The organism is Streptomyces glaucescens (assembly GCF_000761215.1).
GTDB classification, from domain to species: Bacteria; Actinomycetota; Actinomycetes; order Streptomycetales; family Streptomycetaceae; genus Streptomyces; species Streptomyces glaucescens_B.
Map to the genome: position 1 here is coordinate 6,808,258 of NZ_CP009438.1, position 17,763 is coordinate 6,826,020.

20 protein-coding genes are annotated in these 17,763 nt (G+C 73.5%); 10 read left to right on the top strand and 10 right to left on the bottom strand.

Annotation, left to right across the window (positions count from 1 at the left end; translation table 11 throughout):
• Positions 1 to 149: 149 nt before the first annotated feature.
• Both SGLAU_RS29455 and SGLAU_RS29460 read right to left on the bottom strand, forming a co-directional pair.
• On the bottom strand, positions 150 to 815 hold the full coding sequence (locus SGLAU_RS29455) for an HAD family hydrolase (protein WP_043505588.1): 666 nt from the start codon (positions 813 to 815) through the stop codon (positions 150 to 152).
• Positions 816 to 854: 39 nt separating this feature from the next.
• Positions 855 to 1,883 (bottom strand): PHP domain-containing protein, encoded by a 1,029-nt coding sequence (locus SGLAU_RS29460; RefSeq protein ID WP_043505589.1) that lies wholly within the window; start codon positions 1,881 to 1,883, stop codon positions 855 to 857.
• A 178-nt stretch (positions 1,884 to 2,061) separates the two neighbouring features.
• Between SGLAU_RS29460 and SGLAU_RS29465 the strand changes: the two genes are divergently transcribed.
• The 3 genes from SGLAU_RS29465 to SGLAU_RS29475 are packed head-to-tail and all read left to right on the top strand — an operon-like array spanning position 2,062 to position 4,180.
• Positions 2,062 to 2,871, top strand: a complete 810-nt coding sequence (locus SGLAU_RS29465) for an SDR family oxidoreductase (RefSeq protein WP_052413951.1) — start codon at positions 2,062 to 2,064, stop codon at positions 2,869 to 2,871.
• Positions 2,872 to 2,873: 2 nt separating this feature from the next.
• The gene (locus SGLAU_RS29470; protein WP_043505590.1) at positions 2,874 to 3,893 is read left to right on the top strand and encodes a DNA topoisomerase IB; all 1,020 of its coding nucleotides are present in this window, start codon (positions 2,874 to 2,876) and stop codon (positions 3,891 to 3,893) included.
• A gap of 50 nt (positions 3,894 to 3,943) precedes the next feature.
• Positions 3,944 to 4,180, top strand: a complete 237-nt coding sequence (locus tag SGLAU_RS29475) for a hypothetical protein (protein ID WP_043505591.1) — start codon at positions 3,944 to 3,946, stop codon at positions 4,178 to 4,180.
• Positions 4,181 to 4,189: 9 nt separating this feature from the next.
• On the opposite strand, the gene SGLAU_RS29480 is transcribed toward SGLAU_RS29475, so the two are convergent.
• The 5 genes from SGLAU_RS29480 to SGLAU_RS29500 all read right to left on the bottom strand — a co-directional run bounded on the left by SGLAU_RS29480 (position 4,190) and on the right by SGLAU_RS29500 (position 8,510).
• Positions 4,190 to 5,452, bottom strand: a complete 1,263-nt coding sequence (locus SGLAU_RS29480; protein ID WP_043505593.1) for a glycoside hydrolase family 16 protein — start codon at positions 5,450 to 5,452, stop codon at positions 4,190 to 4,192.
• A 114-nt stretch (positions 5,453 to 5,566) separates the two neighbouring features.
• Positions 5,567 to 6,178 carry a VanZ family protein gene (locus SGLAU_RS29485; RefSeq protein ID WP_078957952.1) on the bottom strand — a complete coding sequence of 204 codons (612 nt, stop codon included), beginning with the start codon at positions 6,176 to 6,178 and terminating at the stop codon, positions 5,567 to 5,569.
• A gap of 71 nt (positions 6,179 to 6,249) precedes the next feature.
• The gene (locus SGLAU_RS29490; protein ID WP_043505594.1) at positions 6,250 to 6,900 is read right to left on the bottom strand and encodes a DUF4230 domain-containing protein; all 651 of its coding nucleotides are present in this window, start codon (positions 6,898 to 6,900) and stop codon (positions 6,250 to 6,252) included.
• Positions 6,901 to 7,013: 113 nt separating this feature from the next.
• Positions 7,014 to 7,388 (bottom strand): anti-sigma factor antagonist, encoded by a 375-nt coding sequence (locus SGLAU_RS29495; RefSeq protein WP_244315280.1) that lies wholly within the window; start codon positions 7,386 to 7,388, stop codon positions 7,014 to 7,016.
• 174 nt (positions 7,389 to 7,562) lie between these two features.
• Positions 7,563 to 8,510 carry an NADP-dependent oxidoreductase gene (locus SGLAU_RS29500; protein ID WP_043505596.1) on the bottom strand — a complete coding sequence of 316 codons (948 nt, stop codon included), beginning with the start codon at positions 8,508 to 8,510 and terminating at the stop codon, positions 7,563 to 7,565.
• A 496-nt stretch (positions 8,511 to 9,006) separates the two neighbouring features.
• Here SGLAU_RS29500 and SGLAU_RS29505 point away from each other — a divergent pair, with 496 nt between their 5' ends.
• From SGLAU_RS29505 to SGLAU_RS29525, 5 genes are read left to right on the top strand one after another with little or no spacing between them, the layout of a single operon-like run.
• Positions 9,007 to 10,752 carry an ATP-binding protein gene (locus SGLAU_RS29505; protein WP_043505597.1) on the top strand — a complete coding sequence of 582 codons (1,746 nt, stop codon included), beginning with the start codon at positions 9,007 to 9,009 and terminating at the stop codon, positions 10,750 to 10,752.
• Between the two features lie 5 nt (positions 10,753 to 10,757).
• Positions 10,758 to 11,168 carry a roadblock/LC7 domain-containing protein gene (locus tag SGLAU_RS29510; RefSeq protein ID WP_043505599.1) on the top strand — a complete coding sequence of 137 codons (411 nt, stop codon included), beginning with the start codon at positions 10,758 to 10,760 and terminating at the stop codon, positions 11,166 to 11,168.
• Positions 11,165 to 11,536, top strand: a complete 372-nt coding sequence (locus SGLAU_RS29515) for a DUF742 domain-containing protein (RefSeq protein ID WP_043505600.1) — start codon at positions 11,165 to 11,167, stop codon at positions 11,534 to 11,536. Before SGLAU_RS29510 ends, SGLAU_RS29515 begins: the two co-directional genes overlap by 4 nt.
• Positions 11,517 to 12,122 (top strand): GTP-binding protein, encoded by a 606-nt coding sequence (locus tag SGLAU_RS29520; protein ID WP_043505601.1) that lies wholly within the window; start codon positions 11,517 to 11,519, stop codon positions 12,120 to 12,122. Before SGLAU_RS29515 ends, SGLAU_RS29520 begins: the two co-directional genes overlap by 20 nt.
• Entirely contained in the window at positions 12,119 to 13,369 is a 1,251-nt protein-coding gene (locus SGLAU_RS29525) for a cytochrome P450 (protein WP_043505602.1), read from the top strand. Before SGLAU_RS29520 ends, SGLAU_RS29525 begins: the two co-directional genes overlap by 4 nt.
• A gap of 79 nt (positions 13,370 to 13,448) precedes the next feature.
• Here SGLAU_RS29525 and SGLAU_RS29530 read toward each other — a convergent pair whose 3' ends face one another.
• The gene (locus SGLAU_RS29530) at positions 13,449 to 14,480 is read right to left on the bottom strand and encodes a 7-epi-alpha-eudesmol synthase (RefSeq protein ID WP_043505603.1); all 1,032 of its coding nucleotides are present in this window, start codon (positions 14,478 to 14,480) and stop codon (positions 13,449 to 13,451) included.
• Positions 14,481 to 14,769: 289 nt separating this feature from the next.
• Between SGLAU_RS29530 and SGLAU_RS29535 the strand changes: the two genes are divergently transcribed.
• On the top strand, positions 14,770 to 15,162 hold the full coding sequence (locus tag SGLAU_RS29535; protein ID WP_043505604.1) for a VOC family protein: 393 nt from the start codon (positions 14,770 to 14,772) through the stop codon (positions 15,160 to 15,162).
• A gap of 43 nt (positions 15,163 to 15,205) precedes the next feature.
• Here the strand turns inward: SGLAU_RS29535 and SGLAU_RS29540 are convergent, their stop codons facing one another.
• A complete protein-coding gene (locus SGLAU_RS29540) occupies positions 15,206 to 15,508 on the bottom strand; it encodes a DUF4235 domain-containing protein (protein ID WP_043505605.1) in 303 nt (100 codons plus the stop codon).
• A 22-nt stretch (positions 15,509 to 15,530) separates the two neighbouring features.
• Positions 15,531 to 16,550 carry a glutathione S-transferase family protein gene (locus tag SGLAU_RS29545; protein WP_043505606.1) on the bottom strand — a complete coding sequence of 340 codons (1,020 nt, stop codon included), beginning with the start codon at positions 16,548 to 16,550 and terminating at the stop codon, positions 15,531 to 15,533.
• Positions 16,551 to 16,824: 274 nt separating this feature from the next.
• Here SGLAU_RS29545 and SGLAU_RS29550 point away from each other — a divergent pair, with 274 nt between their 5' ends.
• Complete coding sequence (locus SGLAU_RS29550; protein ID WP_043505607.1) at positions 16,825 to 17,742, top strand: cation diffusion facilitator family transporter; 918 nt, start codon at positions 16,825 to 16,827, stop codon at positions 17,740 to 17,742.
• Positions 17,743 to 17,763: the final 21 nt, after the last annotated feature.

Genomic DNA, 17,763 nt, shown 5'->3' on the forward strand with positions numbered 1-17,763 from the left:
GAAAGGCTCCACAGGGCTTCAGCCGAACGATCGTCCCTGTGGGCAGAAGGTGAGGCCCGGGGACACTGTCCCGTCCGCACCCACGGTCGGTTCAACGGACAACCACATGGGGATGTTCCGGGCTCCGGCCCTCGACGGGGTGATCCGTGTCACGCCTCCCCGGCGAGCGGACTGTCCGCCAGCGACGCCAGCAGTTCGGCCGGATCGCCGTACACCGCGTCGGCGCCCGCCGCCTCCAGGTCGGCGCGCGGAACACCGCCGCACAGCAGGCCCACGCACCGCACCCCGGCCCGCGCGCCCGCCTCCATGTCCCACACCGTGTCCCCGACGAACACCGCCCGTTCGGCCGGCACCCCGGCGAGCTCCAGGGCGTGCCGGACCGGCTCGGGGGAGGGCTTGCCCGACTCGACGTCGTCCGCGCTCGCGGTGGCGGTGATCGCGTCGTCGGCGTCGATGGCCCGCCGCAGCGCGGCCAGCTCCGTGCCGCTCGCCGAGGTGGCCAGGACGACCGACCAGCCGTCGTCGCGCAGCCGCCGCAGCAGGGCGGCCGCGTCCGGCAGCGGGGGCAGCCGGTCGAAGTACTGCCCGTACAGCGTCTTGTGCGCGGCGCTCAGCTCGCCGTCCCGGTCCCTGTCGCGGTCCTCGCCCAGCAGCCGGGCGATCAGATCGCCGGCCGGCAGGCCCACCGCGCGGTGCACCGAGTGCATCGGCACCCGGTGCCCCGCCTGGCGGAACGCCTCCCACCAGGCCACCACATGGAGGTGATTGGTGTCGACGAGCGTGCCGTCGACATCGAACACCGCCGCACGTTCCATGATCGAATCCTTTCCGAGCCGAACCGGTCGCCTACCCCGTCAGGCCGCCGGCACCCGTCCCTCACGGGTCCACGCCAGCAGCTCCTCCGCCGACCAGGCGGTCACCACCCGCTCGGGCGGCACTCCGCACTCCTCCGCGCGGGCACAGCCGTTGATCTGCCAGTCGAGCTGACCCGGGGCGTGGGCGTCGGTGTCGATCGAGAACAGCACCCCCGCCGCCACGGCCCGGCGCAGCAGCCGGCGCGGCGGGTCCAGGCGCTCCGGCCGGCTGTTGATCTCCACCGCCGTACCCGCCTCGGCGCACGCGGCGAACACCGCCTCCGCGTCGAACTCCGACTCCGGCCGCCCCCGCCCGGTCACCAGCCGCCCGGTGCAGTGCCCCAGCACGTCCGCGTGCGGGTCGCGCACGGCGGCCACCATCCGGCGGGTCATCGACCGGGCGTCCATGCGCAGCTTGGAGTGGACGGACACCACCACCACGTCCAGCCGGCCGAGCAGCTCCGGCTCCTGGTCCAGCGAGCCGTCCTCGAGGATGTCGCACTCGATGCCGGTCAGCAGCCGGAACGGCGCCCACTTCTCGTTCAGCGCCGCCACCACGTCCAGCTGCTCGCGCAGCCGGTCCGGGGACAGGCCCCGGGCGACCGTCAGCCGCGGCGAGTGGTCCGTCAGCGCCGCCCACTCGTGCCCCAGGCTGATCGCGGCCCGGCCCATCTCCTCGATCGGACTGCCGCCGTCCGACCAGTCCGAGTGCAGATGGCAGTCCCCCCGCAGCAGCGCCCGCAGCGCCTCCCCGCCGCGCCGGGGCGCGGGCGCCGACGCCTCGCTCTCCAGCTGCTCCAGGTATCCCGGCACCTGCCCGGCCAGCGCCTCCCGCACCACCTGGGCCGTCTTCGGCCCGATGCCCTTCAGCGACTCGAGCGACCCGGCCCGGGCGCGCTGCCGCACCTCCTCCTCGGGCAGCTCCGTCAGCACCCGCGCCGCCGTGCGGAAGGCGCGGACGCGGTACGTCGGCGCCAGCGACCGTTCCAGCAGGAAGGCGATCCGGTCCAGGGCCTCGACGGGGTCCATCGGCACCTCCTCGGCCTCGTCGGCCTCCTCGTCAGGCCTCCAGGGTTCCCCAGCCGCCCCCGCCCCGCACCACGGGCCGGCCGGTTTGCCCCCTGCCCGCCCGGGTACTGCCGACATCCCCAGGACCGCCCGGCAGAGCCGACGGCGGCAGGGCGCCGACGACCCCGAGGAGGCCGCGATGTCCGTCCCCACCGCCCAGCACCCCAGGACCGCCGTGATCACCGGCGCCGACTCCGGCATCGGCCGGGGCACCGCCGTACGGCTGGCCCGGGCGGGCCTGGACGTCGGCATCACCTGGCACGGCGACCTGCAGGGGGCCGAGGAGACCGCGGAGGAGGTCCGTGCCCACGGGCAGCGGGCCGAGGTGGCGCACATGGACCTCACCCGGCTGCCCGAGGCCGCCGACGTCATCGACGAGCTGGCGGACCGGCTGGGCCGGGTCGACGTGCTGGTCAACAACGCCGGTACGGGCACCGCCACCCCGTTCCTCGACCTGAAGCTCTCCGACGTCCGCGAGGTGCTGGACATCGACCTGGTCGGCCCCTTCCTGTGCGGCCAGCGGGCGGCCCGGCACATGATCCGGCAGGGCGACGGCGGGCGCATCGTCAACGTCACCTCGGTCCACGAGCACCAGCCGCGGGTAGGTGCCGCCCCGTACTGCGCGGCCAAGGGCGGCCTCGGCCTGCTCACCCAGGTCATGGCGCTGGAACTGGCCGAGCACAACATCACCGTCAACTCCGTCGCGCCCGGGGAGATCGCCACCCCGATGACCGGCCAGGAGGACACCGACGTCACCGGCGAACGCCGCCCCGGCGTCCCGCTGGGCCGGCCCGGGGACGCCCGCGAGGTCGCCGCCGTCATCGCGTTCCTCTGCGGTCCGGACTCCTCCTACGTCACCGGCGCCTCGTGGGCCGTCGACGGCGGCATGCTCCGCATGGGCCCGCAAGCCGGATCCCATCTGACCGGCGACGACTGGCGGCGGCCCTGACCGTGCGGCTGCGGACCAGTTCATGGGAGCAGCCCGGGTTCACCCGGGTCCGGCACGGCCGGGGCTTCCGCTACCTCGACACCCGGGGCGAACCGCTCACCGACCCCCGGCACCTGGCCCGCGTCCGAGCCCTGACCGTCCCGCCCGCCTGGCGGGACGTGTGGATCTGCCCCTGGGCCAACGGTCACCTCCAGGCCGTCGGCACGGACGACGCCGGACGCCGCCAGTACCTGTACCACGAGGAGTTCCGCGCCCAGCAGGACCAGGCCAAGCACGAACACGTGCGCCGGGTCGCCGCGACCCTGCCCGAGCTGCGCGCCCGGGTCAGGGCCGACCTGTCCGGCCGGGGCCTGACCCGGGCCCGGGTCACCGCCTGCGCCGTCCGGCTGCTCGACCTCGGCTTCTTCCGCATCGGCAGCGACCGGCACACCCGCCGGAACGAGACCTACGGGCTGACCACCATGCTGCGTGAGCATGTGCGCTGCGGCCGCGGCGAGATCGCCTTCAGCTATCCCGCCAAGGGCGGCATCGAGCTGGTGCGGTCACTGGCCGACGAACAGGCGCACGCGGTGGTCCACGCACTGCTGCGCCGCCCCCGGCGCGGCGGCGAGCGGCTGCTGGCCTTCTGGGAGGGGCGCGCCTGGCACGACCTGCGCGGCGACGACCTCAACGAGGCGCTGCGCAGGCTGTCCGGGACGGAGATCACCGCCAAGGACTTCCGCACCTGGCACGCCACCGTGCTGGCCGCCGTGGCGCTCGCGGTCACCGCCGAGGCCGGCCGGGCCACCCCGGCGTCGCGCCGCCGCCAGGTGGCACGGGCCGTGCGCGAGGTCAGCCACTACCTGGGCAACACGCCCGCGGTGTGCCGGGCCTCCTACATCGACCCCCGGGTCTTCGAGCAGTTCGAGCAGGGCCGCACGATCGCCCCCACGCTCAGCAGGCTCGGCGAGCACGGTGCCTTCGGGCGGCCCGCGACCCAGGGCGCCGTCGAGGCGGCGGTCCTCGACCTGCTCACCGGGTGAGGGCCTGGTGTCCGGATGCCGATGGCCGGAACCGTCCTACCCTGTATGGCATGACCGAAGTCGCGAGTCCCCATATATCCCACCCGCGGATCATGGTGCTCGGGGTGCAGCCGGGCCAGCCGCCCTTCCGCATCGTGGAGATCGACGGAGAGGTCGTCGGTGAGGCCCGGACCGTCACCGACGTCCTGGAGACCGCCGCCGCCTTCGGCATCACCGTGCACGATCTGGACGATCCGGATGTGGTGCGCTGGGTGGGCGGCGACAAGTTCACCTGGAGGCCGAGGTAGCCCCGGCGGTCAGCCGACCGTCCATTTCTGGTTGGCGCCGCCGGTGCACGTCCAGATCTGCAGCCGGGTGCCGTTCGCCGGGTTGTTGCCGGTGACGTCGAGGCACTTGTCCGCCTGCGGGTTGACGATGTCGCGTGCCGCGGTGACGACCCACCGCTGGGCCGCGGTGCCGTTGCAGTCCCACAGCTGGACGGGCGTGCCGTCGGCGGTGCCGCCCGAGGCGACGTCCAGGCACTTGCCGAGCGCCCGGAGCGTCCCGTCCGCGCCGGCCGTCCACCGCTGGGCGGCGGTGCCGTTGCAGTCGTAGAGCTGGACGGGTGTGCCGTTGGCGGGGTTGGCGCCGGCGACGTCCACGCACTTGCCGGCCAGCCCGCGCACGGCCGCTCCGGCCGGGGCGTCGCTCGTCGTCACCGACACGTGGTCGACGAGCAGGGTCTGCGGGAAGACGGTGGAGCCGTCGGGGTCGCCGGGCCAGTAGCCGCCCACCGCCAGGTTCAGGATGAGGAAGAACGGCTTGTTGAACACCCACTGCCGGCCGCCGAGGTCGGCCGGGGTGCGCCGCTGGTAGACCTGGCCGTCGACGGACCAGGTGATCGAGTCGGGCGCCCAGTCCACGGCGAAGGTGTGGAAGGCGTCGGCGAAGGCCTGGCCGTTCGGCAGGGTGTAGCCGGCGCCTATGCCGCCGGAGCCGGAGTACCCGGGGCCGTGGATCGTGCCGTGCACGGTGGAGGGCTCGAAGCCCACGTTCTCCATGACGTCGATCTCGCCGGAGTTCGGCCAGCCGACCTGGCCGAGGTCGGTGCCGAGCATCCAGAACGCGGGCCACATGCCCTGCCCGCGCGGGATCTTCATCCGCGCCTCGACGTGCCCGTACTGGGCGCTGAACCGCCCGGCGGTGTTCAGCCGCGCCGAGGTGTACTGGCAGCTGCCGTACCAGCACTGGTAACCCGCCGGGTTCTCCCGGCGGGCGGTGATCACCAGGTGTCCCTGGCCGTCCAGGGCGGCGTTGCGGGTGCCGGCCGTGTAGTACTGCCGCTCGTGGTTGTTGACGTTGTCGCCGGTCTCGGTCTGCCACTTGGAGCCGTCGACCGCGGCGCCGGCGGGCCCGTCGAAGGTGTCGAGGAACGTCACCGCCTGGGCGTCGGCCGCGGCGGCCGGCACGGCCGGGGCGGCGGCCGGCTCGGCCCGGGCGGGGGTGACGGCGGCGGACGCGACCAGGAGGGCGGACAGCGAGCCCAGCAGGCATCTGCGCAGCAGACGTGGCGTGGCCATGGGGATCCCTTCGAGGTGGGGGGTAAGGGTGTCCCCTTGATTTAAGGGATGAGCTAAGCCTCCGTCAACACATTGGTACGGACCGCGGGCCGCCGCTCGTGCCGCCGGGCGGCCTCAGCGGCGCGCGTGCACGGCCCGCCCGAGCCGCCGGCCCAGCAGCAGGTAACCCGCCAGCGCCCCCGTCGTGTTGAGGATGACGTCGTCGATGTCGAAGGCACGGCCCGTGACGACCGCGCCCTGGGCCAGCTCCACCAGCAGCATCACGAAGGCGGTGAGCAGCAGCACGCGGCCGATCCCGCGCGCCCTCGGCGCGAGCACCGGCACCAGGACGCCGAACGGCACGCCCAGCAGCAGATTGCCGCCCATCTGCTTGACCGCGTCCCGCGCCACCGGCTGTTCCACGTAGGCCCGCAGCGAGTTCCCGGGCCGCAGGTTGCTGTGGGTCAGCGACTCGGAGGCGGGGGAGGGCTCCAGGGTGAGGCGGGCCAGCACCACCGAGAAGGCCACCATCAGCACGAAGGCGCACACCATGGCCAGCGCCCGGCCGACGGCGCGCAGCAGCGGCCGGCGAGGGGAACCGGGCCGCGCCCGACTGGCCGGCTCCGCCGCACGGGCCCCTTCCGCCCCGCCGGCCGGCTCCGTCCCCCCGGCCGGTTCCGCCTTGCCGGCGGGCCGCGACCGCGACGGGACGAGGGAATTCAAGGAACGCGCGCCTGTCCAGGCCATTCGGTCCTCCGGTCGTCGACTTCCCTGGTGTGTGGGCCGGTTACCCCGGCCGGCGGGCCGCTACCGCGTGATCAGCCGCCGTAGGTGACGCGGATCTCCTCGAAACCGAGGGACCGCAGCAGGCCTTCGAGCATGTCCGTGGTGTTCTTCTCGGCCCGCGCGGTCAGCCCGCTCTCCCGCGCCGCCGCGCCGATGTGCCGCACCGCGAGTTGCTGCACGGCCTGTTCGCCGTTCGGATTGTCCGAGAACAGATCCCCGAGCCGGTCCAGCAGCCCGCGCTGCTTGGAGACGGCATAGGAGCGGTCGGGGTCGAGTGCCGGTTCGCCGAGCGCCGCGTGCGGCAGCCGGAGCGTGGCCGACGTACGGTCCTCGTCGACCGTCACGTCGCCCTCGCCGACCTTCCCGAGGTCCACGTACGCGTCGACGGTGCCCGCGCCCACGTACAGGGTGCGGGTGCCGCGCACGGCATCCGGCAGGAACCTGGTGTCCTTCTCCAGGTCCACCACCACCTGGAAGTTCCCGGACGCCGCCTCGTACCGGCTGATGTCCTGGATCGACCGCAGCAGCGCAGGGCCGGACCGGTCGCGGGTCTCGGTGCCGAACACGTCCTTCAGGCCCGGCAGTCCCGCCAGCCGCAGCCCGGCCAGCAGCACCACGAGCACCAGCACGACGGCGGCCGCGGCCTTCACCCAGCCCGGTGTCCGCTCGAGGGACGTCGTCATGGCGACGGTCTCCTTCCTCCCACGGTCTCCGGATGCCCGTCATCACGCGCCGCAGACAGGCGAGTTGACGGATCTACGCCCTTCGGCGGAGCGCGCGGGCGGCCGGGGCACCGTCACCGGGCGGGGGTCCCCGGCCGGCGGAGCGCGTCGTCGAGGGTCGGCAGCGGGGGCAGTAACCGTGCCAGGCCCACCACGCGCAGCACCCGCAGCGTCGGCGGATGGACGCAGACGAGCGACAGGTGCCCGTCGCGGGCGAGCACCCGGCTGCGCGCGCGGTACAGCAGCCGCAGCCCGGAGGCGTCGAAGAACTCCACCGGGCTGAGGTCGATGACGATCCGCGGGGCGGGCGGTGCCGTGGCCGCGTCCAGGTACGGGACGATCTCCTCGGCCGCGGCGATGTCGATCTCCCCGAGGAACTCCAGGACCGTGTGGCCCCGGTCCTGGCGCACGCGCAGGTGCCGGGAGAGCGGGGCGCGCTCCTGCCGCACGACGACATCGCCTCCAACCAGCCCGAGTCGGCGCACAACTGCGCGCCCCGTCTTGCAAGTTACCCTTGCGGACCGAATTTCAGCATGTTCGATTGACATATGTCTGTGAATTGCGGCCGAGTTCTTTCGTGTCGTGAACAAAGGGTGCGGCCCGGCCCGGTCGCGGACGGCGCGTCAGTCCATCAGCAGCACCAGCTTCCCGGTCGTCCGGCCCGTTTCGGCCCGCCGGTGCGCCTCGGCCGCCTCGGTGAAGGGGAACGTCCCCGCGATCGCCGGACGCAGTGTGCCCGACTCGGCCAGCTCGGCGACCGCGCGCAGGACCGCCCGGTCGGCGTCCACCAGCATCCAGGTCACCCGCACCCCCAGCCGGTCCGCCTCCCGGTACACCGCGGGCGACTCGATCGGCAGGATAGACACCACGATCCCGCCCGGGCGCAGCACCCGCAGCGAGCGTTCCGTGCAGTCCTCGCCCAGGGTGTCCAGCACCACGTCGACGTCCTTCACCGCCTCGGTGAAGTCGGTCTCCCGGTAGTCGATCACCTCGTCCGCGCCCAGGCCGCGCAGGAACGCGTGCTTGGCCGTGCTCGCCGTGCCGATGACATGGGCCCCGTACGCCTTGGCGAGCTGTACGGCCACGTGTCCCACCCCGCCGGCCGCCGCGTGGACCAGCACCCGCTGCCCGGAGCGCAGTCCGGCCGTCTCCACCAGCGCCTGCCAGGCGGTGAGGGACACCATCGGCAGCGCGGCGGCCTCGGCGTGGGACAGTCCGGCGGGCCTGGGCACCAGCAGGCGGGCCGGTGCGACGGCGTACTCGGCGTAGCCGCCGTTGCCGTACGGGAAGGGCAGCATGCCGAAGACCTCGTCACCCGGAACCAGGGCGGACACCCCGAATCCGGTCTCCTCGACCGTGCCGGACACGTCCCAGCCGAGGACGAAGGGCGGCGCGCCCAGGAGCATGCCGGCGGCACGGTGCTTCAGGTCGATCGGGTTGACACCGGCGGCCCGCACCCGGATCAGCACCTGGTTCGCGCGCGGTGTGGGCCGCTCCACTTCCGTCGCGTGCAGCACCTCGGGACCGCCGAGGACCTCCTGGCGGATCGCTCGCATCGTGGTCGCAGTCATGGCGCTCAGTGTGCCGGGCGCGGCCCGTCCGGCCCACGGTACGGCCGCCCTCCGTCGGGACACTGCCAAGTGCGGGCGGCGTGGACCTCCGGCGCCCGTGACACCGGCCACCGCCGCGGCACCGCGCGCTGTGGGTCGCCGGCGGCGGCCCGTCCAGGATCTCCCTCCGCACCCCCGATGCGACCGGATCCTGGCCGCGGGTGGTCGGCGCAACGAGCCGCCGCTGACCGCGAGAGCGCGTGATCCGACAGCAACTGCGCAGGTGGGCAAGGGGACTTGTCGACTCGGGCAGGACGGGCGCACGGATGGCGGAGAGTGACGGAATCCTCACCTCCGTGGCCCGGGCGAGGTTGATCCATTCGGGTCCGGACCGGATAAGCTCCGGACCGGTGCTGCGAGTTGACACGATCGTGACGGGTCGGCTCACGGTGCGTACTCCTGAGTGCGGTCCCCATGCACACCCCCCCGTTCGATTGTGTTGCTTCGAAGGATGCAGATGGAACTCGCCACTCCGCCGCCGGCGGCGCGGCCCCCTGTCGCCTGGTACAGCTGGTGGCTGATGCCGCTGGCCTTAGGAGGCGGGACGGTCGCCGCCACGTTCATGAGCTCCGAGCGAATAACCGCCGCCGTCGCCGGAGCCGCGGCGACGGCGGCCGGGTCGGTCTGCGTGCGGCTGCTGCTGCGCACCCAGACCCGACTGCGCCGGGCCGAGAGCGGGTTCCGCGCCGCCCAGGCCGAGCACTCCCAGCAGTGGCAGCAGCACGTGGCCGGACTGGAGAGCCGGCACGCCGCCGAGCGCTCCGCCCACGAGGCCCGGCTGGCCGAGCAGTCCCAGGCCTACGAGGCCCGGCTGGCCGAGCAGGCGGAGGGTTACGAGGCGCGGCTCGCCGAGCAGGCCGAGGGTTACGAGGCGCGGCTCGCCGAGCAGGCCGACGGCTACGAGGCCCGGCTCGCCGGACAGGCCGAGAGCCACGAGGCGTGGCTGGCCGAGCAGACCGGCCGCTGGCAGGAACAGCTCGCACACCAGCGGGAGGCCGTCGCCCGCCTCGCGGACGAGCAGCTGCCCGAGGCGCTGCGGCGGCTGCGCGCCGGTGACGCCATCGACGACCTGCTGCCCGCGGTGAACCAGTGCGCCAAGGTCGCACCCGAACTCCAGGCCGACCTCCGCAAGGTCCTGCGCACCGCGCTGATCGGCGTCGAGGAGGAGTTCAACCGCTCCACCTCCGCCGAGCAGGCCGTGGTCGGCATCGGCAACCGCATCCACGTCCTCACCAGCAAGCTGCGCGGCCGGCTGCACGAGATGCAGGGCGAGCACGGCCGCCTCCCGGCCGTCGCACGCGGCCTGATGGAGCTGGACCAGGCGATCGGCCCCGCCGACTGTCTCGCCGCCAGCATCGGCGTGCTCGGCGGCTCGGACCGACCGGGACGGCAGTGGCAGGAACCGCAGCGGCTGCTCAGCGTCGTCCGCGGCGGCATCGGCCGGATCAAGGAGTTCCACCGCGTCGACGTACGCCACCTGCCCGAACTCGGCGTCGACGGCGGCCTGGTGGACCACCTCACCCTGATCTTCGCCCACCTCCTGGACAACGCCACCCGTTACTCGCCGCCCACCGAGCCGGTCGTCGTCTCCGGCAAGGAGGTGCCGAACGGCGTCGGCGTCGAGATCCAGGACTCCGGCAAGGGCCTGAACGAGGAGAAGAAGCGCGAGGCCGAGGACGCCCTCGCCGGCGTCGCGGCCGGACCGGGCCTCGGCGGCATCTCGGAGGACGCCAGCATCGGCCTCCGGGTCGTCGGCACCCTCGCCCGCCGCTACGGCATCCGGGTCACCTTCGCCGACTCGCCCTGGCTCGGCACGTCGGTGGTGGTCGTGGTCCCGCACAAGTACTTCAGCCCGCTGCCGGCGGCCACGCCCGCCGCCCCCGTCGCGGCGGCCGCCCCCGCCGCCGCGCCCGCCGGGGTCCCCGTCGCGGCCCCGGCGGACGGCGCCGGCGACACCACCCCCGGCGGACTGCCCCGGCGCCGCAGCAGACGCGGCGAACCGGCCCGGCACCAGCCGGCCGGACGCCCCGGGCCCGTCGGCGACGGCACCGTCCTCGCCGTCCCGCCGGACGCCTCCTTCGCCGGCCTGGCCGCCTTCGCCACCGCCGGACGCCCGCCCGGCGAGGGCGACGGCCCGGCCGCCGACCGCGCACCCACCGCCGGACGCGAGTCCGCAGAGCACCGCACTGAAGAGAGCGACTAGTCCACATGACGCAACAGGGAACCGACGTGAGCTGGGCGCTCCGCGATCTGGTGGAGAGCATCCCGGAGATCCGCTTCGCCCTCGTGGCCTCCAGCGACGGCAAGGCCATCACCTCCTACGGCGCCGAAGACCCCGACGACGTCGACCGGTTCGCGGCCGTGGTGGCCGGCCTCCAGGCCCTCGCCCAGCCGGTCGCCGAGCAGTTCCCCAAGTACGCGGGGAACCTGCGCCTGGCGATGATCGAGGTCGACGGCGGGCACCTCTTCGTCGTCCGCGCGGGCATCGAGACGTATCTCGGCGTGCTCGCCCGCGAGGGCCTCGACCAGGGTCTGCTCGGCCACCAGATGAGGGACCTGGCCCGCAGGATGGGTGAACTCCTCGGCACCACCGCGCGCCTGGAGGAGCACTCTGGATGAGTGCTCCCCGCCGGCCGGCCGATCCGTCCGGTCTCGAGCGTTACTACGTCCTCACCAAGGGACGCAGCGGACCGGGCGGTTCGGCGTCGAGCCTCGACGTGGCGACCCTCATCGTCTCCCGCGCCGCCCCGGCGCCGGGCACGCAGCACGAGTACGCGGAGATCCTGCGGCGCTGCCGCGATCCCCTGTCGGTGGCCGAGCTCGGCGCCCACCTGGGGCTGCCCTTCAACATCCTCGCGGTGCTCCTCGCGGACCTGCTCCAGGCAGGCCACGTCGAGGCCCGTGATCCCATCCCGGCGCACGACGCCGGTCGCGGGCCCGACCTCGCGCTCCTGGAGGAGGTACTCAGTGGACTCGAAAGGCTTTGACCGGCCCGGCGCCCCGTCGTCCGGGGGCACCCGCTCGGTGAAGGTGATGATCGCCGGCGGGTTCGGCACCGGGAAGACCACCCTGGTCCGGTCGGTCAGCGACATCAAGCCGCTCACCACCGAGGAGACCCTGACCCAGGCCAGCGCCGGCGACGACCGCCTCGTCGGCGTCGCCGAGAAGACGGAGACCACCGTCAGCCTGGACTTCGGCAAGATCAGCCTCAACGACAGCCTGATGCTGTACCTGTTCGGCACCCCGGGGCAGGAGCGGTTCTGGTTCCTGTGGAACGGCCTGTTCAAGGGGGCGCTCGGGGCGGTGGTCCTGGTGGACACCCGCCGGCTCGCCTCCAGTTTCCGGGCGATCGAGGAGATGGAGCGGCAGAACGTGCCCTTCGTCGTCGCCCTGAACGTCTTCCCCGACTCCCGCGAGTTCCCCGTGGAGGAGATCAGGGACGCCCTCGACATCCCGCCGCACATCCCGGTCGTGGCCTGCGACGCCCGCGACCGGGCCTCCAGCCGTGACGTGCTGGTGGCCCTCGTACGCCATCTGAAGGAACGCTCGGCCGTCGCCCTGGAGTCCCGATGAACGACCAGACGCCGAGCGATCCCGCACCCCCGCGCGGCTGCCCCTTCGGACACGGCGGGGGCGACCTCACCCGGCTGTACGGGCCGGAGGCCGCGACCGACCCGGCCGGGATCTACGAACGGCTGCGCACGGAGCACGGCCCCGTCGCCCCGGTCCTGCTGGAGGGCGACATCCCCGCCTGGCTGGTGCTCGGCTACCGCGACAACCGCCGGGTGCTGGACACGCCGTGGCAGTTCAGCCGGGACGCCCGGATCTGGCGGGACTGGCGGGAGGGCCGGATCGCGGAGACCTCGCCGCTGGTGCCGATGCTGGGCTGGCGGCCCGACTGCGTCTCCCAGGACGGCGAACCGCACCGCAGGCTGCGCGGCGCCGTCACGGACGGCCTCCAGGCCGCGGCCGCGCGAGGTATCCGGCGGCACGTCACCCACTTCGCCAACAAGCAGATCGACGCGTTCGCCGGCACCGGCCGCGCCGACCTGGTGGCGGACTACGCGGAGTACCTGCCGATGCTCGTGCTGACCCGCATCCTCGGGCTGGCCGAGGGGGAGGGGCGGCTGCTGGTGGAGTCGTGCGCCCAGGTGCTCAAGGGCGGTGAGGAGGCGGTGGCGCACAACGAGCGGATCATGGAGAAGCTCGGCGAACTCGCCGAGCGCAAGCGGTCCGAGCCCGGCTCCGACTTCACCACCGCCCTGCTGGAGCACCCGGCCGCGCTGGACGCGGAGGAGGTGATCAGCCATCTGCGGCTGGTGCTGATCGCCGCGCACACCACGACCAGCAATCTGCTGGCGCGGGTGCTGCAGCTCGTGCTCACCGACGTCGAGCGGCTCTCCGGCCTGATCGGCGGCCGGCTGAACATCTCCGCGGTGGTGGAGGAGGTCATGTGGAACACGCCTCCGCTCGCGGTCATGCCGGGGCGGTTCGCGACGGCGGACCTGGAGCTGGGCGGCCACCGCATCGCCGAGGGCGACCTGCTGGTGCTGGGCCTCGCGGCCGGCAACCTGGACCCGGAGATCAGGCCGGACGCCGGGGTCTCGGTGCAGGGCAACCAGTCGCATCTGGCGTTCAGCTCCGGTCCGCACGAGTGCCCGGGGCAGAACATCGGCCAGGCCATCATCGAGACCGGGGTCGATGTGCTGCTGCACCGGCTGCCGGGGCTGCGGCTGGCGGTTCCGGCGGAGGAGCTGACGGCCACGGCCTCCACCTGGGAGTCCCGGCTGGACAGCCTGCCGGTCGAGTTCGCCGGGTAGCGGGCGCGACCGTTCCGGGACCGTCCGCGCGAAGTGGCCGTGCGCGGGGTGTGCCCACCGGGCACACCCCGCGGGCCGGTCAGACGGTCAGCAGATCGTCCACCGAGCCGCGCCCGGCCAGCTCGGCCGTGGCCACCGGGCCCTCCTTGGCCGCGGCGTACCGGCCGGTGGTCAGCGCCCACTCGTAGTTGCCGTTGATCCAGTGCTGGATGGCCTCCACGCCCATTCGCACCCGCGCGCGCTCCTGCGCGTCGAGCCCGAGCTCGTCGCACATCCGCGGGACACGGGCCTCCAGTTCCAGGTACTCGGCCAGGCACTCGCCGGTCAGGCGGTACGCCTCGGCGGCGGCCGTCTCCCAGGAGCAGCCGCGCTCCCGGTGCAGGACGGCTATCAGGTTGTGGCCGTCGCCGCGGCGCCGCTCGCGCTCGAAGGAGTGGATGTCGTTCATGAACCCGATGGTGTCGGCGGCCAGGTCCCGCATCCTCTCCATCAGCGGATGGGCCATCGCCTGCGGCGGCACCTCGAAGCGGCGGCTGCGCTCACCGGCGTCGATGCTGTGGTGGATGCCGACCGTACGGCGCCGGAACGCCGCGTACGCCGGCAGGTCCAGGCTTCCCGCGCGGCCCTGCGCGGCCAGATCGACCTCCTCGCAGTGGGCGACGAGGAACCGGCCCCAGGACGCGGCGAACCGCGACTGCCATGTCAAGGACATGCCATCCGAGAGGCTTTCCCAGACCTGCGCCCACGCCACGGTGATCGGGCAGACCACCCGCGGCCGGCTGCCCGCCGGACGCAGCGGGGTCACGATCAGCTCCCGCGCCACCTCGGCCACCCGGTCCGCCCGGTCCAGCCGGCCGGCGTCGAACTGGTCGTCGAACAGGAAGGCCAGGGAGAACCAGTTCATCAGCACGACCAGGTCCTCGGCCGAGGCGTACGGATAGGTGCGGGCCGCGGCCTGCGCGAGGTCCCACGACCGGTACTCCTCGAACCCGGCCCGGCTGCGCACCAGCCCCATCTCCCGCACCCAGCGCAGATGGCGCTCGCGGGCGTACTCCAGATGCGGGCTGACCGGAGTGTCGAAGGGGAGGTCGAACCGGACGTCCTGAGGCATGCGCTTCCTTTCGGGACACGAACCGCAGAGTCCCCCAACCCCTGCGAGCGGACGGCCACGAGACCGCCCGCACACTCGAACAGAACCTCCCGGATCGAAAGTTGAACCGAGAAGCGGTACGAGGCTGCCCCAGGCCGAAATGATCTACACCGGGCCCGTTGGTGATCTCCGTTACTGCCCGGGCCCGTCGAGCGCGCTACCCTCCCCGACTGAATCCGCCCCGCCGGGATATCCGCACAGGAAGGCGCGGGGCGGCCCGCTCCGCACCGAGAACCCCTGCGGAGGACACATGCCACTGGTCAAGGCGGGCGTCGTGGTGCTCGACTGCGCCGAACCCGAGCGGCTCGCCGCGTTCTACACGGAACTGCTGGAGGCGGAGGAGACCGAGGCCACCGCCAACCGGATCGAGATCCGGAGCCCCGACGGCACCCGGCTCGCGTTCCGCCGCGACATGAACGCCACCCCGCCGAGCTGGCCCCGGCCGGAGAACTCCCTCCAGGCACACCTGGAGTTCGTGGTCGACGACCTCGACGCGGCGGAACGCCGGGTCGTCAGCCTCGGCGGCCGGCCCGTCGAGGCCAAGAACCCCCCGGGCCCCTCGGAGTCCCGGGGCTGCACCGATCCGGCGGGACACTCGTTCACCCTGCGCCGCTCCACCCCGTCGGCGCCCAAGCAGGGCTGAACCCGGGCCCGAGGGCCCGGGTCCACGCGTGCGCGACGCCCCGTCAGTCCCGGCCGCCCGGGGAGGTCGCGGGCCACACACCCGTCTTGCGGGCGATGGCCTTCGCCCCGGCGCGGTCGACCGCGCTGCGCACCGTCGCGAAGATGGCGCCCTGGACCGCGGCGGCGAGCAGGACCTCGCCCCAGCCGCGGTCCGGGTCCAGCGCGTCGGGCGCGTCCTCCTCGTCCCGGATCGCCATCCACACCTTGCGGAAGGCGAGGCCGGCCAGGGCACCGCCCGACCAGCCCAGCAGCCAGCCGACGGGCTGGTAGGCGCCGGGCAGTTTCCGCTTCTTGCTCTTGGCCACGTGGGTCTCCTCGCTCTCGTGATCAGGGCCGGCCGGCGGCCGGCACCTCCTCGCCGGGCCGCACCGGCCCCGGCGGTGTGCCGTCCCCGAACGGACGGCCGCCCAGCTCCTCGCGGTGATGGGCCGTCAGCCAGCCCGACAGGTCCGGCCCGAGCGGCACGATCCCGGTCGGGTTGATCCCGGTGTGCACCTGGTAGTAGTGCCGCTTGATGTGGTCGAAGTCGACCGTGTCCCCGAAACCGGGCGTCTGGAACAGGTCCCGGGCGTACGCCCACAGCACCGGGAACTCGGTCAGCTTCCGGCGGTTGCACTTGAAGTGTCCGTGGTAGACGGCGTCGAACCGCACCAGCGTGGTGAACAGCCGGATGTCGGCCTCGGTGATCGAGTCACCGACGAGGTACCGCCGCCGGGCCAGCCGCTCGCTCAGCGCCTCAAGCCGGCGGAAGACGTCCGAACAGGCGGCCTCGTACTCCGCCTGCTCCGTGGCGAAGCCCGCCCGGTACACCCCGTTGTTGACGTCCTCGTAGACCTCCGCCATCACCTCGTCGATCTCGTCCCGCAGCCGCTCCGGGTACAGCTCAGGAGCTCCTTCCCGGTGCAGCGCCGTCCACTCGGTGGCGAAGTCCAGGGTGATCCGCTGGTAGTCGTTGGTGACCAGCTTCCCGGTCGGGACGTCGACGACGGCCGGGACACTGACCCCGCCCGGGTAGCCCGTCTCCCGCCGGTCGTAGGCCTCGCCGAGGAAGCGGATGCCGAGCACCGGGTCACGGCCGTCCGGGTCGAGGGTGAACCGCCAGCTCCGGTCGTCCTGGACGGGGTCCGCGATCGCCAGCGACAGGGAGGCGTCCAGACCCAGCAGCCGGCGCGAGATCACCGCCCGGCTCGCCCACGGGCAGGCACGGCTGACCACCAGCCGGTAACGGCCCGCCGCCACCGGCCAGCCGTCCCGGCCGTCCGCGGTGATCCGGTCCGTGAAATGGCTCTTCGACCGCCGGAACGCCCTGCGGCCGTAGGCGCTGTTCCCCTCGCCCGCGGCACTCATCGCCGGCTCCTTCCCGCCCGTGGGCCTGTTGACGAGTTCCCGGGTTCCCCCGATCCGGCCGTCCGCACGGTGTGATCCGCGCCGCCCGGGGCATCCGGCGGGGGTGAGCGGGACATCCTCGAACGCAGACGGGAAGCAGCGGACCGCACCGGACCACGGCCACGGCGGGCCGCAAGGGGAAGGGCACCGGGCCACCGGCCGCACGGCGCGGCCGGCCGGGGGCGGAGCGGGGCGGCGTCAGGCGGACGCCGCGGACCGCAGGACCCGCGTCACCGTGCTGGTGGCGCTCGCGGCCAACCTGGTGATCGCGGTCGCCAAGACCGTCGGCGGCCTGCTGGCGGGCTCACCGGCCCTGCTCTCCGAGGCCGCGCACTCGGTCGCCGACAGCCTCAACGAGGTCTTCCTCCTCGCCGCGCTGCGCCGCAGCCGCCGCCCCGCCGACCGGCGCCATCCCTTCGGCTACGGCAAGGAGCGGTTCTTCTGGTCGCTGCTCGCGGCCGTGGGGATCTTCGTCATGGGCGGCTGCTTCTCCTTCTACCAAGGAGTCGAAGCACTCACCCGCGACACCGGGGAGAGCTTCGGCGGCTACGTCGCCGGCCTGGTCGTCCTCGGTGTCGCGCTGCTCGCCGAAGGGGCCTCCCTGCTGCGGGCCCTGCACCAGCTGCGCCGCCACGGCGTCGCCGAGGGCTTGCGCGACCCGGCGCTGCGCACGGTCGTCGCCGAGGACGGCACGGCGGTCCTCGGTGTGCTCCTCGCCTTCGCCGGCATGGCGCTGCACATGGCCACCGGTGACGTGGTGTGGGAGGCGTCCGCGTCGCTCGCCATCGGCACCCTGCTGGTCTACGTGGCCTACCGGCTGGGCCGGGAGGCCCGTGACCAGCTGATCGGGGAGGCCGCCGACCCGGAGGCCAGCGGCCGGATCCGCGCGCTGCTGCGGGCGCAGCCGGAGATCGACAGCGTGGAGGCGCTGTTCACCATGAAGACGGGCATCGACTCGCTGCTGGTCGCCGCGCGAGTGGACCTGGTGCCCGGCCTGGACAGCGAGCGGGTGGAGGAGGTGGCCGTCCGCATCAAGCGGTCGATAGCCCACACCGTCCCCGAGGCCGGCCAGATCTTCCTCGACGTGACCGACCGGCGCGCGCGGGAGGCAGCCGAAAGCCCCGCCGCGACGGGGGAGCGCGGCGGGGCCTGACAGGCAGGTTCCCGGCCCGCG

Excerpts from the sequence above, each read along its gene's own strand:
- SGLAU_RS29500 (WP_043505596.1), bottom strand. The coding sequence starts at position 8,510 with ATGACTGCGACCACGATGCGAGCGATCCGCCAGGAGGTCCTCGGCGGT.
- SGLAU_RS29545 (WP_043505606.1), bottom strand. The coding sequence starts at position 16,550 with ATGAGTGCCGCGGGCGAGGGGAACAGCGCCTACGGCCGCAGGGCGTTC.
- SGLAU_RS29525 (WP_043505602.1), top strand. The coding sequence starts at position 12,119 with ATGAACGACCAGACGCCGAGCGATCCCGCACCCCCGCGCGGCTGCCCC.
- SGLAU_RS29465 (WP_052413951.1), top strand. The coding sequence starts at position 2,062 with ATGTCCGTCCCCACCGCCCAGCACCCCAGGACCGCCGTGATCACCGGC.
- SGLAU_RS29480 (WP_043505593.1), bottom strand. The coding sequence starts at position 5,452 with ATGGCCACGCCACGTCTGCTGCGCAGATGCCTGCTGGGCTCGCTGTCC.
- SGLAU_RS29505 (WP_043505597.1), top strand. The coding sequence starts at position 9,007 with ATGGAACTCGCCACTCCGCCGCCGGCGGCGCGGCCCCCTGTCGCCTGG.
- SGLAU_RS29485 (WP_078957952.1), bottom strand. The coding sequence starts at position 6,178 with ATGGCCTGGACAGGCGCGCGTTCCTTGAATTCCCTCGTCCCGTCGCGG.
- SGLAU_RS29530 (WP_043505603.1), bottom strand. The coding sequence starts at position 14,480 with ATGCCTCAGGACGTCCGGTTCGACCTCCCCTTCGACACTCCGGTCAGC.
- SGLAU_RS29475 (WP_043505591.1), top strand. The coding sequence starts at position 3,944 with ATGACCGAAGTCGCGAGTCCCCATATATCCCACCCGCGGATCATGGTG.
- SGLAU_RS29455 (WP_043505588.1), bottom strand. The coding sequence starts at position 815 with ATGGAACGTGCGGCGGTGTTCGATGTCGACGGCACGCTCGTCGACACC.
- SGLAU_RS29510 (WP_043505599.1), top strand. The coding sequence starts at position 10,758 with ATGACGCAACAGGGAACCGACGTGAGCTGGGCGCTCCGCGATCTGGTG.
- SGLAU_RS29515 (WP_043505600.1), top strand. The coding sequence starts at position 11,165 with ATGAGTGCTCCCCGCCGGCCGGCCGATCCGTCCGGTCTCGAGCGTTAC.
- SGLAU_RS29460 (WP_043505589.1), bottom strand. The coding sequence starts at position 1,883 with ATGGACCCCGTCGAGGCCCTGGACCGGATCGCCTTCCTGCTGGAACGG.
- SGLAU_RS29490 (WP_043505594.1), bottom strand. The coding sequence starts at position 6,900 with ATGACGACGTCCCTCGAGCGGACACCGGGCTGGGTGAAGGCCGCGGCC.
- SGLAU_RS29535 (WP_043505604.1), top strand. The coding sequence starts at position 14,770 with ATGCCACTGGTCAAGGCGGGCGTCGTGGTGCTCGACTGCGCCGAACCC.